The sequence below is a fragment of the Mucilaginibacter rubeus genome, from assembly GCF_003286415.2.
GTDB lineage: Bacteria > Bacteroidota > Bacteroidia > Sphingobacteriales > Sphingobacteriaceae > Mucilaginibacter > Mucilaginibacter rubeus_A.
Window position 1 is genome coordinate 3,028,021 of the sequence record NZ_CP043450.1, and the last position, 13,032, is coordinate 3,041,052.

The following is a 13,032-nucleotide window of genomic DNA, read 5'->3' on the forward strand; positions in this document are numbered from 1 at the left end:
CTTAATCATTTACTGGTCCTATAAAATTGGTGCTCACTGTTTGGATAACCCGCTTATCGGCCACCAGCTGTAACCGGATCTTTGTTTTGGCGGTATGGATATGTGATGCGGGCAGCATAACAAAAAATACCGTCTTCTCCGTTCCGCCCCGGGTAACTACAGCAGGTGCTTGGATATATTTTATTTGGATAGAAGGGTCATCGGTCACAATAGTTATGCGTTTGTTTTTATCGGTTTTATTGATGATCTCGGCATTATAAATATTGCTGATATAGCCGCCGGGCTGTTGTTGATAGAGCATACCCGCACTTCGCATAACCGTCATATCCATATCGCTGCGACTAAAAATAAAATAGCTTAATACACCAACCAGAACAGTGATTACAGCAGTATAAGCCATCATCCTGCCGGTAAAAGTTGGCTTCTCTTTAAGCCTGATCATATTTTCGGAGAAATAGCCTATCAGGTTGCGGGGCTTGCCTATTTTATCCATCACCTGGTCACAGGCGTCAATGCAGGCGGTGCAGTTAATACATTCTATTTGTGTTCCCTTACGGATATCGATCCCGGTAGGACAAACCGCCACACACAAACTGCAATCAACACAATCGCCTTTCAAATTAAAAGGATCGGCAGCCTTGTTCAATTTCCCCCGAGGTTCGCCGCGTAAATCATCATAGGCCACAACAAGTGTGTGCTGATCTATCAAAACACTCTGCAGCCTGCCGTAAGGGCATATCAATGTACAAACCAGCTCACGCACCTGGCTATAAACCAGGTAAAACACCAAGGTAAACACCCAGATACTGGCAAGGCCAACCCAATGCTGTGTAATTGGCTCTATTATGATCCGGATCAAATTTTCGCTACCGATGATATAAGCCAAAAAAGTATTGGCTATCAGGAATGATACCAGTATAAACAAAGCATGTTTGAGCGTTTTCTTCGTGATCTTTTCCTTAGTCCAGGGGCCGGCATCCAGTTTTTTACGTTTATTGGCGTCGCCCTCAATCATGATCTCAATTTTACGAAAAACCATCTCCATAAAAATGGTTTGCGGACAAATCCAACCGCAAAATATCCGGCCGAAAGCTATGGTAAACACCACAATGCAAACCAGGAAAACCAACGAAGCCAGCGCGAACAGAAAAATATCCTGAGGCCAAAATACCTGGCCCAACAGCACAAAATGCCGGTTCATAAAATCAAGCAGCAACAACGGCTGCCCGCCGATACGTAAAAATGGTCCGCTGAAAAAGAAGATGAGATAAAAATAACTCAGCCAGCTTCTCCATTTATAAAACCTGCCCTTACGCACCAACGGATACATCCATTGCCGCTTTTTGCTTTCCTTACCCTCCAGTAATCCTTCCATTATTTTAATAATAACATTGCGCTACGCCTTTTTTGTTGCTTTAGCATCATCATCACTTTCCTTTTCGCCCTGGGCCTCTTTCGCACCCGCGGGGTTAGTACCGTGTAATGATTTGATGTAATTTGCCACATCCGAGATCTGTTTAGGCGATAATTGCTTCTCCCAGGTTGGCATACCCTTAGCCTGTACACCGTATTTAATAGTCTTAAATACATCATTAATTTTGCCGCCGTGCAGCCAGTAATCATCAGTAAGATTAGGGCCAACAACTCCCTGCGCATGATCGCCGTGGCAAGGCACACAATTTTGCTTAAATATCACCTGCCCCGCGGCCACTACTCCCGGTTCAGCATCTAACTTCACGGTATTTTCATCGACACGATTGGCGGCTTTACTCAAGTAAGCTTTCTTTGCAATATCCGCCTGCGCCATTTCGGTACTATACTCCTCGTATTGCAGCTGCCCGAAATGAAAAACGTGATAGTTAAGTATGTATCCAACTGCGAAAATGATAGTGGCATAAAATAGGTATGAGAACCAGGCAGGTATCGGGTTATCCAATTCCTGGATGCCATCGTAATCATGCGCAATAAGCAGTTCTTTCTCCTCGGCAAGTGGCCTTAATGAAAGCAGCTTGTTCCAAACCTCAGTCTTGGGTTTCTTAACTTTTTTAGCGGGAGCCAATTCAGCGGCTATCTGCTCTTCAGTATACCCCTGCGATTTAAGTACCACCCTTGCGAGCACTTTAAAGGTTTTGAGCAATACCAGCATGGCTACAACAAATAGTAACAGCATACCAACTATGATCCAGTAAGCTATTTCATTCTGCAGATCGTCGGGGATCAGATTATCGGCAACCGCCATACCGGGTTGCATCAATAACATAAACGGTATTAGAAATAATATGCGGTAATGTTTCATAACTGATAAGGATTAAATGATTCACCAATGCCATCTTCCAACGGCAAATCGCTCATGTGGTCGATATGTTGTTTCCTGAGGCGGATGAGCAACACAGATACAACAATAAAAAACACCAGGAATATGGCTAATGAAAACAGCAGGTACACCTGGGTACCGTTAACGCTTTCTGTAAATTGTTTAAACATGGCTATTTTATTTATTGGCTGTTTTGTTGGCTTTGATATCTGTTCCCAGACGTTGCAAGTATGCTATGATCGCAATCACCTCCTTATCATTCTTGATTTTGATATGATCGGTGTAAAGGTTGGCCGCAATTTCTTTGGCCTGTTTATCCAAATCGCTGTTGGCAATCCTTTCGTAGCCCGGTGCGTATGGTACGCCCAGTTTCCGCATCGCGTTTATTTTAGCTATGGTGGTAGTAGTATCAAGCGTTTGGGTTAAAAGCCAATCATAATTTGGCATGATACTGCCCGGCGACATCAGACGTGGATCCATCAGGTGATTATAATGCCATGCGCTGCCATACTTCCCTCCTTCGCGGGCCAGATCGGGGCCGGTACGTTTTGATCCCCACAAAAACGGGTGGTCATACACAAACTCGCCTGCCTTGCTGTACTCGCCATATCGCTCCGTTTCAGACCGGAAAGGCCTTACTGTTTGTGAATGGCAATTTGAACAACCTTCCCTGATGTAAAGATCCCTGCCTTGCAACTCAAGCGGTGTGTAAGGTTTAACAGCGGCTATGGTTGGGATATTTGATGAAATTGTAAGCGTTGGCATAAGTTCAACAAACGTACCTATCAATATCACTATCAAAGCGGCTATCATGAGCTGAATAGGCTTGCGCTCGAGCGTACGGTGCCATGTGCCATCTTTAGCGGCTTTTGGCAATGGTGCCAAAGCCATCGCATGCGCAGCCTCGTTGGCCACCAGTTTGCCCTGCATTGCTGTACGTACAAGGTTGTACGCCATTACAATTACACCAAGCAAATAAAATCCGCCGCCTACAGAGCGCATTACGTGCATTGGGATAATGCGCAAGGTGCTTTCCAGGAAGTTTGGATATTTCAGGATACCTTCGGGTGTAAATTCTTTAAGCATTAAGCCTTGTGTAAAGCCAGCCCAATACATCGGCACCGCATAAAATAAGATGCCCAAAGTGCCAATCCAAAAATGAAACGAAGCCATTTTTTTGGAGTAGAGCTGAGTTTTGTAAATGCGGGGTATCAGCCAGTAAAGTATAGCGAAGGTTAAGAAACCGTTCCAGCCCAAAGCGCCAACGTGCACGTGGGCAATAATCCAATCAGTAAAGTGGCCTATGGCGTTAACCTGTTTTAACGAAAGCATGGGGCCTTCAAAAGTTGCCATACCATAAGCCGTAAGACCAACCACCATAAACTTAAGGATAACATCATCACGAACTTTATCCCAGGCGCCGCGCAGCGTAAGCAAACCATTGATCATACCTCCCCAGCTTGGTGCTATCAGCATAATGGAAAATGCTATGCCTAAAGACTGCGCCCAGCCTGGCAGTGTGGTATACAACAGGTGGTGAGGCCCTGCCCAGATGTAAATGAATATGAGTGCCCAAAAGTGCAGGATACTAAGCTTGTATGAATAAATTGGCCTGTTAGCCATTTTAGGCAAAAAGTAGTACATCATACCCAAATAAGGTGTGGTAAGGAAAAACGCTACCGCATTGTGGCCATACCACCACTGCACAAGGGCATCCTGCACACCAGCATAAACCATATAGCTTTTAAAGGCAGATACCGGCAGCTCAAATGAGTTTACAATATGTAATACCGCAATGGTAACAAAAGTGGCTATGTAAAACCAGATAGCTACATATAAATGCCTTTCCCGGCGTTTAAATATGGTGCCAAACATATTAATCCCAAATACCACCCAAATCACCGTAATGGCAATATCAATAGGCCATTCAAGCTCGGCATATTCATGAGATGTGGTCAACCCAAGCGGCAATGTAATAACGGCCGAAACGATAATAAGCTGCCAGCCCCAGAAATGGATATTGCTCAATAAATCGCTGAACATCCTGGCCTTAAGCAAACGTTGCAGTGAATAATAAACGCCCATAAAAATGGCATTACCCACAAAGGCAAATATTACAGCATTGGTGTGGAGCGGCCGGATACGGCCAAAGGTGGTATATTGGTTGCCCATGTTCATCCCCGGACTATACAGCTGTATAGCAACGATGAGGCCCACGGTCATCCCAATTATTCCCCAGATCACGGTGGCTATGCCAAAATTCCGCACGATCTTGTTGTCATAGTAAAATTTTTCGGGCTGCATAAAGTGTTTTTATTATGGTGTAAAACTATTGCCTTGGTGTAAGCGGCAGAATGATGGAGATTGGCGTAAAAGATGACAGATATCACTTTTCGGTATCGGCATCCTCCGAATCGTCCAACAGGATACGCACAGATGGAGTGTACAAATCTTCGTTTTGTCCGGTTCTTTGAGCCCAGAAAAAAGCAGTCAAAAAAATGAGTGCCAGCACCACGCTGCACCCTATCAGAAAATAAATAACGCTCATGATAATTTCCTTTTCTTGGCCGCGAAATGCGTTGCCAGACTGGTGAAAGAAATAATAGTTACCGTACTTACCGGCATCAGGATTGCCGCAAACAGCGGTGAGAGCTTTCCGGTAATGGCGTAGCTTAAACCAATAAAATTATAGGTAAGGGAAATCAGGAATGATGCGTGAATGATCCTAACCGTATCTTTTGAAAACTTTAAAAACGCAGGAAGCTTGCCAAATGACCGGCCATCCATAATGGCATCGCTTCCCGGCGAAAAGTTGTTTACGTTATCCGTGACAGCAATACCCAGGTCACTTTGTTTAAGAGCACCCGCGTCATTCAGCCCGTCGCCTATCATCATTACTTTAGCACCATTCTCCTGCAGCTTGCCTATAAAATCAAGCTTATCCTGGGGCGACTGGTTAAAAAGCAACTTATCGGTAGTTTTAAAAAAGCGGATCAATTCAAAACGCTCATGATCCTGATCGCCGGATAAGAGGTATAATTCATAATCGGTTTCGAGGCCATTAATGTTTTTCAGGCCCTCGCGATATTGATGTGCAAAGGCAAAGTATCCCTTATAGTTACCATCTACAGCAACATGAACCTTTGTACCGGCTGATGTATTCCTGCTATAGCCTGAAACATGCTGTTCGCTGCCAATACGCACCTGATACCCATTAACTGAAGCGGTAATACCCCTGCCCGCAGCTTCAGAAAGGTCAGTTAGGTTCAAACGCTTGTGAGTACCCAGATACCGGCAAATCATCCTGCTAAGCGGATGGTTGGAGTGCATACAAACGTTGTAAACCAATTCGCGTTCTGCATCACTTAACCGGGCGTTTAACTGGATATTATCATTATCACTTGTAGTTATGGTACCCGTTTTATCCATAACAATGGTATCAATAGCCGCCAGCTGTTCAACAACAGCAGTATTTTTTAAATAGAAAAGGTTCCGGTCGAAAATGCTTAGGGCCGCCGACATGGTGAATGGCGTACTTAAAGCCAATGCGCATGGGCAGGCCACAATAAGCACCGCTGTGAAAGCGGCAATTCCCCGGTTTAGATCTGTTGGCAACCAAAACAACAAGGAAGCAATAGCTATAACCAATAAAACAACAGTAAAATACTTGCTCACCTTTTGGTTAAAGGTTTGCATACGGTTATCCTGTTTACGGTTAAAAGCTTCGTTGTTCCAGAGTTGGGTAAGGTAGCTTTGCGATACGGGTTTTATAACTTCAAGTTCAATAGCTTCTCCTGTTTGGCGACCGCCCGCGTAGATGATCTCTCCCCAGGTTTTGTTTATCGGTACGGCTTCGCCGGTAACAAAGCTAAAATCGATGAGCGCATGCCCTTTCAGTAAAATGGCATCAGCCGGGATGATCTCATTATTGCGGATCAATATCCGGTGCCCCGTGTGCAGATCAGCAAGCGGAACAGGCTTTTCTTTTTCATCGACAATAGTGTTTACCGCTACAGGAAAAAATGAACGGTAATCGCGTTCAAAGGATATATGGTGATAGGTTTTCTTTTGCACAAACTTACCTACCAGTAAAAAGAACACAAGTCCGCAAAGCGTATCGGCAAAGCCCGCCCCGGTATGGGTGGCAACTTCAAAAAAAGTGCGGATAAAAAGTACGGCAATTCCCAGCGCCAGCGGAAAATCAATATTTAACGATTTACGACGAAGGTTTTGCCAGGCAGAAACAAAGTATTCACGGCCGCTGTAAAAAACAACCGGTAAACTGAACAACACATTTAACCAGCCAAAAAACTGCCTGAACGAATGTTCGTACGTCGAAATGCCAAAGTATTCGGGAAAGCTCAGCAACATTACATTACCAAAGCAAAACCCTGCCACGGCTATTTTCTGAACAAGGTGATCTTCAGTAGCGGCGTTTCCCTCTTTAATAACATCCTGCAAGCTGATCAATGGTTCATAACCAATATCATATAACAGCTCAACCAATTGCTGCAGGCTTATGCGGTGATGATCAAAGCGGATATTAAGCTGTTTCTTCAAAAAATCTACACGGCAATAATGCACCGCGGGATTAATTTTATGGAGTTTTTCCAACAGCCATAAACACGAACTGCAATGGATATGCGGTATATAAAACGTGACCATGGTAACCTGGTCATCGGTATAATCAATAAGCTGACTTACTATAGCCGGTTCGGACAGGTAATCAAAACGCCTGTCAATACGGGCACGCGTAGCGCCGGGATGGTCATTGTAAGTATAATAATTGCAAAGCTGACTTTCTGATAGCAACTGATAAACGCTTTTACAGCCGTGGCAGCAAAAATGCTTATCATCCAAGGTATAAGCTTCGGTTAAACAATCATCACCGCAATGGTAACAGCTTATTTTTTCAATAGTAGGGTTTCCTGTCATGCTTGATATGCTTTCGGGCTCAAAACTGCTCCATAAACGCCGTATAAATAATGATGAGCAATTGCCTAAAAAGTGATATCTGTCAGTTTTTGAACATTGAACCCTGCATAATTTTGGCACCGGAGCTAATGTTCCATCAAAACAAAAATCTGCATGAGCCATACATTTCATATCCCTGTATTAGGATTAGGATATTCTGTTGATACACCATTAAAGGTTGCACGCTACGGCATATCGTCGGTTATTTCGATAGTTGATGACGAGTTGATTGAAAGGATGCGCGGGTATCATACATTAGATAGCAATGAAACATTTACCCCTATTCCTAAATCGGTTCCCGACGCAAGGGCCAAACGGATCACCGCTTACTTAAACCTTGTTCATGAATTGGTAAACCGGCAGTTTGAGAAATTACAAAAAGAACCGTTTGAACCGGGCAGCGATATAACCCGCTATTTTGAGCTTTTGCCCGATTCATCACAGCTTAAACAAGGCTATGAGTTGATGCTGGAATACCCGGATGGTGAACGCAAGCAGATTTTTCAAAACATCCTGCGTAAAAAAATGACTATCGGCGCTATCGACGTAAACATCATGTCGAAAGTGGATAAGATGAATTTTGATGCCGATGGCAATTATCTGGGCGATGAAAATACAGATGCGCTGGCGGCCTTACGTGGTTTTGTTAACAGCTCGCTTCATTCTTCAATTATCTTATCCGCCGGGATGAACCCCAGACTTTACAGTTACCTGGAAACCTTTAATGAATTTTTGCCGGATAGTGAAGGACATTTTGCCAAGCGGATCATTCTGAAAGTAAGTGATTTTCGCTCAGCATTTATACAGGCAAAATTTCTGGCGAAGAAAGGCCTATGGGTGTCGGAATTCAGGGTGGAATCAGGATTAAACTGCGGTGGGCACGCCTTTGCCACCGAAGGCTTTTTACTGGGCCCAATACTGGAAGAGTTTAAAGAGAAACGCGCCGAAATGACTGCCGAACTTTTTGGTTTATATCATGCAGCATTAAATCAAAAAGGAATTAACAGCAGCATGCCTGCTCAACGCCTAAGTGTACAGGGCGGCATAGGCACTGCCGAAGAAAATAATTTCCTGATGGAGTACTACCAGGTGGATGCAACCGGCTGGGGAAGCCCTTTTTTGCTGGTTCCGGAAACTACCAATGTTGATGAACAAACACTCACGCAGCTTGCCGGCGCAACCACCGATGATTTTTATGTAAGCGAAGCCTCGCCTCTGGGCATATTGTTCAACAATTTCAGACCAAACAGCATGGAGCAATTGAGACTGGAACGCCTGCAAATGAACAGGCCAGGCAGCCCCTGCACCAAGAAATACCTGGTTACCAACACTGAATTTACCGAGCAGCCCATTTGCACTGCTTCAAGAGAATACCAGAACTTAAAAATCAAACAACTGCAATCACTTAACCTGCCCGAGGATGAGTTACAGCAACAGGTTGATTCGGTAACAGAAAAGATCTGCCTTTGTGAAGGGTTATGTACATCGGCTTATATCAAATACGATATTCTTAAACCTAAAGAAACACCGGCAGTAGCCGTATGTCCCGGCCCTAACCTGGCCTACTTCAACAGGTTATATACGCTTGATGAAATGGTAAAACATATTTATGGCAAGCTGGACCTGCTTGATAAAGTAAAACGTCCGCATATGTTCGTTAAAGAGATTGAACTTTATATTGATTATTTACAAACTGATATTAAGGGTCATTTAACTACCCTTACCGATAAGAAAAAGAAACAGCTGGATAAGTTTAAGGCGCAGTTACAGGATGGCATCAAGTACTACAAGCAGCTATTTACCGAATCCAAGGCCTTAGTAACCAAGGATTACCTTAATGAACTATTCACTTTTGAAGATATTTTGCACCGCCTGCTGATTCCTTGTAAAGAAGAGGTTATCTAAATTAATAATATGCAGGCTATAAGTAAGAAGGCTGATTTCCTCAGGAAAATCAGCCTTCTTTGTTTAGCGAGATTATAAACTATTAATTCTTTTGCTGAGAAAGGAAGGTAACCAGCGACGCGAACTCTTCATAAGATAAAGCGCTTGCCAATCCGGTTGGCATCATAGATGTTTTCAATTCCTTGCGGCTAAGGATATCACTTGCCTTGATAGTGAATACATCGCCCGCTATGTTTCTCATCACCACTTTCTGAGCCGATTCTTCAGAAATAAAGCCCATATAGCTTTTATTGCCTTTTGCAGTGATCATCACGGTTGCAAAGCCCTGCGATATGGAAGCGCTCGGTTTCAATATGGATTCGGCTATTTGCTGGCGGTTCATGATAGATCCTATCTGACCCATAAACGGCCCTTTCAATTTTTCGCCGCGGTTAAGGCTATGGCAGGCAACGCAGCCCTGGCGGGTAAACAAAGCCTTCCCTATTGCGGGATTACCTTTAACCTGGTTAAGCATCAGCATAATATCCTCAATAGATGAGCTGCCTATCTGACCTTTTTTGTTGCGGATCTTAGCCAGGTCAACCTTAACCTCTTTTGTCGCAGCAGGTTTTTCCTCACCGCCAAAAGCAGTGATGCCCATTTGATGGCGCTCGTTCAGATCGGCAAAAAATTGTTTGCCCATTGCACCGGCTTTGGTTCGTTCAAGAGTCAGGAATTTCTCTATGCGCGGTGAAGCTTCCCATTGGATACCTTTATAAATAGGCCCGTGCGAATCCGGACGCGTTCCCCACCACCATGAGGCGTCATATGGTGCTTCCTGCTTGTACAGGCGCGCCAGGGTTACCAATATCTGTTTCTTTGTTTTGGGATCTTTGATTTTAGGGTAAGCAGCAATTAAACCGTTTACCGCTTTGTTATCATACATATAACGCAGTGCCCACAATGCTAATGTCGAATTAGATGTTCCTATCGCACTAACACATGCATCAACCGCATTCATACTCACAAGCGCCCGCACAGCTAAATGCGGTAGTATTATAGGCGAATTAGGTGTAGCGTGCGGCCCCTCTGTATTTTTTGCAGGAGCTACAAAACTTGCCGGAACCGGAGTTTTTAGCAATTCAGAAGCGGCCTCTAAACGCCCCAGACGCCCCAGGCCTATAATGGCCGATGCCTGCACACGCGGTGAAGCATCTTTTAGTCCGCTTAGAAATGGCGCAATCGGAACCTGATCTATTCCGCCTTTCCTGTCGGTTAAGGCACGCAGGGCAAATTCCCTTAGAGCATTATCATGCGTAAGTTGTACCAGGTTGGTTATTCCATTTTCGCGGGCAATTTGAGCGTAAGTAAACAGCGCTGCTACGCGGGCATATAAAGCAGCACCTGCATCTGATGCTATCGCGAAAGCCGCTTTACTGCTTTCATCTGCCGGCCTTGTGATAAGCTCCTGTGATGCATTTAACCTTGCCACGGCGCTTTCTGATTTTAGCATATTGGCCAGATCCGATACCGACATCGCTTTAATATCCGGGAAAGCTTTATATGTCCAGCCATTAGGTACGGCCCTGATAACATAACCCTTAGAAGCGCTGCCCGAATAACCGGCACCGTCCCAGGCGGAAAGGTAAAGCCTTCCCGAGCCATCTACATCCAGATCGGTGATCTGCGGCAATTCAATAAACGGCTCTTCGGCTTGTTTAAAACTGGCGCCATCGGGTGTTACCCTGTTAATATAAAGCTCACTGCGTCCCCAATCGGCTGTCATAGGTACGTGGTTATATTTTTCTGGCCAGGTAGGTTCGTCCATAAACAATGAACCCGTTCCTGAACCGCCGCCCAAATCAACCAGTGCCGGCAAAATCTCATCAGTAAAATGCTGAAACAACAATGGGTACCCATATTCGCCAGATTGGATTTGATGCGAAAAACGGATATTCCAGCCTCCGCCGTCATTGGTATTATCGCGGGTAAATACATTCATATATGGATCTATAGCTACATCATAAATATTACGTAAACCATGCGTATAAACCTCCATTTCCTTACCATTTGGCCGCACCCTGATAATACCGCCCCCAAGCATGGTAAGTTTTTTACCATCACGGTCCGTTGCGTCATGAAAACCAAAATCGCCCACAGCTATATAGATCCATCCGTCAATACCCATGCGGATACCGTTGGTAGCGTGGTCTGTTCCACGCTCAACCAGCATATGTGCATTACTCAAATGTTCAAGAAGTGGTTTTGGAGGCCCATCGGCAATGCCATCATGATCTTTATCTTCAAAAACTTCAAGGATCATTCCGGTTGCTTTAAGTGTTTCTTTGGAGAAAACCGTATGAAGCACAAAAACCTGGTCGCCCATGATGAGTATACCACGGGGATCATCAACATCGGCAAAATCGGTATGCTTATCTAATTTGCCATCGTTATCGCTATCAATAAGTTTAATTATGCGCCCTTTCCCCGGGTCTTTACCCAGCGAACCAATCATATCAACGCCAACAAAAACTTCGCCCGTTGCTGCTACAGCCAAACAAGCCGGACTTGGAGTAAGATCGGGCCCGGCAAACCTGGTTATAGTAAAACCAGCAGGCCAGTGAAGCGAATCGCTTTTAATATGATTTAAATCTTTCGCTTGTTTTGAAACGGAAACGCTACGTTTAGAGGGCTTTACTTCATGATTGCCTGTATTCACAAAATATTTGAACGTCAGCAAAAAGGACATACATAAGAACAGGGTCAGGGAAAACTTTAACATTGTTTCTTTCTTTGGTTATAGGTAAAATTATTGGTGATTCTTTTTATTGCTTCGGGATACGTTTTTCGGCTGTTAATTGCTGTATCACGCCCGCCAGTTTTTGAGGGTCATGCGCATACTTTTCTAAATTAACAATTTCCACCTTTCTGAATTCTACGGGATGACTTTCGCTTTGTAAAGAAATTGTACCGCTTTTTAACAGCGCTCCCTCTTCTGCCCCACCTACCGGGTCTAATTGCGGGCGCTGATAACGTAATACCTCATCACCGTTTACATAATGCACAACCAGTGAGTCACCCAATACCAATGCTTCCACCCTAACCCATTGGTCGCCATGAAAGGTTGCTGATTTTGAATCCAGGCAATGGCTTTTAACAACAGAGTTATCCAATACATATTGGGTGCCCGGCGTACAAACGTTGGCCGTCGGCCTTTTATCCTTGCCATTACCTCCCAGCAGCTGAACCTCAATTGAAACAGGAAAATCCTGATCGAGACCCATGGTTTTTGGGTCCTGACCATGTATCATGACGCCGCTGTTGCGATACGCCCATCCGGGACCGTCCTTAACCTGATCACCCGTAAAACGATACTCTACTGCTATAAGGTAATATGAAAAAGGCTTTTTGTAAAACAAATGGCCATATTGCTCGTCAAATTTTGAATACTGATCATAATTCACTTGTATTTTACCATCCACAATCCTGAAGGTATTGCCGAAATTTTCATTCAATTTATGCTTCCTGATCTTAACAGTCCAATCTTTTAAATCTTTCCCGTTAAAAAGCTGCTCCCATTTAACTTTAGGCGGAGCATCCGCGCTTTTAAGGGCCAACAGAAAGGGCAGGCAGAATAACACTGCGATACTCAGCATCGGGAATAGGTGACGGCGTTTCAACATAGGTATTTATAATTTTTGTGCGTGATATGAATTGGTTTGGTTTTACAAGCAAACTTGTGCAGTTGGCTTAAATTGGTATTTCCATCAAAAATGCAATAATACTATTAGATATCAGGGGGACAAAGCCTTATATTTAAGGGGGTAAAATAAATCATTCAAAAAACAAAGCCGCACTAA

General features: G+C 44.2%; 9 protein-coding genes. 1 reads left to right on the forward strand and 8 read right to left on the reverse strand.

Annotated elements, in window-relative coordinates:
• Position 1: 1 nt before the first annotated feature.
• From ccoG to DEO27_RS12100, 6 genes are all read right to left on the reverse strand, one after another.
• The gene (gene ccoG, locus DEO27_RS12075) at positions 2–1,375 is read right to left on the reverse strand and encodes a cytochrome c oxidase accessory protein CcoG (protein ID WP_112565862.1); all 1,374 of its coding nucleotides are present in this window, start codon (positions 1,373–1,375) and stop codon (positions 2–4) included.
• A 21-nt stretch (positions 1,376–1,396) separates the two neighbouring features.
• Positions 1,397–2,296, reverse strand: a complete 900-nt coding sequence (locus DEO27_RS12080; RefSeq protein WP_112565860.1) for a cbb3-type cytochrome c oxidase N-terminal domain-containing protein — start codon at positions 2,294–2,296, stop codon at positions 1,397–1,399.
• Entirely contained in the window at positions 2,293–2,484 is a 192-nt protein-coding gene (locus DEO27_RS12085; RefSeq protein WP_091206730.1) for a hypothetical protein, read from the reverse strand. The genes DEO27_RS12080 and DEO27_RS12085 overlap by 4 nt, the downstream gene beginning before the upstream one ends.
• Before the next feature lie 7 nt (positions 2,485–2,491).
• The gene (ccoN, locus tag DEO27_RS12090) at positions 2,492–4,618 is read right to left on the reverse strand and encodes a cytochrome-c oxidase, cbb3-type subunit I (protein ID WP_112565857.1); all 2,127 of its coding nucleotides are present in this window, start codon (positions 4,616–4,618) and stop codon (positions 2,492–2,494) included.
• An 82-nt stretch (positions 4,619–4,700) separates the two neighbouring features.
• Positions 4,701–4,862, reverse strand: a complete 162-nt coding sequence (gene ccoS / locus DEO27_RS12095; protein ID WP_112565854.1) for a cbb3-type cytochrome oxidase assembly protein CcoS — start codon at positions 4,860–4,862, stop codon at positions 4,701–4,703.
• Entirely contained in the window at positions 4,859–7,249 is a 2,391-nt protein-coding gene (locus DEO27_RS12100) for a heavy metal translocating P-type ATPase (protein WP_112565851.1), read from the reverse strand. Before DEO27_RS12100 ends, ccoS begins: the two co-directional genes overlap by 4 nt.
• Positions 7,250–7,402: 153 nt before the next feature.
• On the opposite strand from DEO27_RS12100, the gene DEO27_RS12105 reads away from it, so the two are divergent.
• Positions 7,403–9,193: a hypothetical protein gene (locus DEO27_RS12105; protein WP_112565848.1), complete on the forward strand. Its 1,791-nt coding sequence runs from the start codon at positions 7,403–7,405 to the stop codon at positions 9,191–9,193.
• A gap of 82 nt (positions 9,194–9,275) precedes the next feature.
• On the opposite strand, the gene DEO27_RS12110 is transcribed toward DEO27_RS12105, so the two are convergent.
• Complete coding sequence (locus tag DEO27_RS12110; protein WP_112565845.1) at positions 9,276–11,954, reverse strand: c-type cytochrome; 2,679 nt, start codon at positions 11,952–11,954, stop codon at positions 9,276–9,278.
• A 43-nt stretch (positions 11,955–11,997) separates the two neighbouring features.
• Positions 11,998–12,855, reverse strand: a complete 858-nt coding sequence (locus DEO27_RS12115) for a DUF1080 domain-containing protein (protein WP_223818231.1) — start codon at positions 12,853–12,855, stop codon at positions 11,998–12,000.
• Positions 12,856–13,032 lie beyond the last annotated feature (177 nt).

Bases quoted from the DNA above. Each gene is read 5' to 3' on its own strand.
- ccoG (WP_112565862.1), bottom strand. From the start codon at position 1,375: ATGGAAGGATTACTGGAGGGTAAGGAAAGCAAAAAGCGGCAATGGATG.
- DEO27_RS12080 (WP_112565860.1), bottom strand. From the start codon at position 2,296: ATGAAACATTACCGCATATTATTTCTAATACCGTTTATGTTATTGATG.
- DEO27_RS12085 (WP_091206730.1), bottom strand. From the start codon at position 2,484: ATGTTTAAACAATTTACAGAAAGCGTTAACGGTACCCAGGTGTACCTG.
- ccoN (WP_112565857.1), bottom strand. From the start codon at position 4,618: ATGCAGCCCGAAAAATTTTACTATGACAACAAGATCGTGCGGAATTTT.
- ccoS (WP_112565854.1), bottom strand. From the start codon at position 4,862: ATGAGCGTTATTTATTTTCTGATAGGGTGCAGCGTGGTGCTGGCACTC.
- DEO27_RS12100 (WP_112565851.1), bottom strand. From the start codon at position 7,249: ATGACAGGAAACCCTACTATTGAAAAAATAAGCTGTTACCATTGCGGT.
- DEO27_RS12105 (WP_112565848.1), top strand. From the start codon at position 7,403: ATGAGCCATACATTTCATATCCCTGTATTAGGATTAGGATATTCTGTT.
- DEO27_RS12110 (WP_112565845.1), bottom strand. From the start codon at position 11,954: ATGTTAAAGTTTTCCCTGACCCTGTTCTTATGTATGTCCTTTTTGCTG.
- DEO27_RS12115 (WP_223818231.1), bottom strand. From the start codon at position 12,855: ATGTTGAAACGCCGTCACCTATTCCCGATGCTGAGTATCGCAGTGTTA.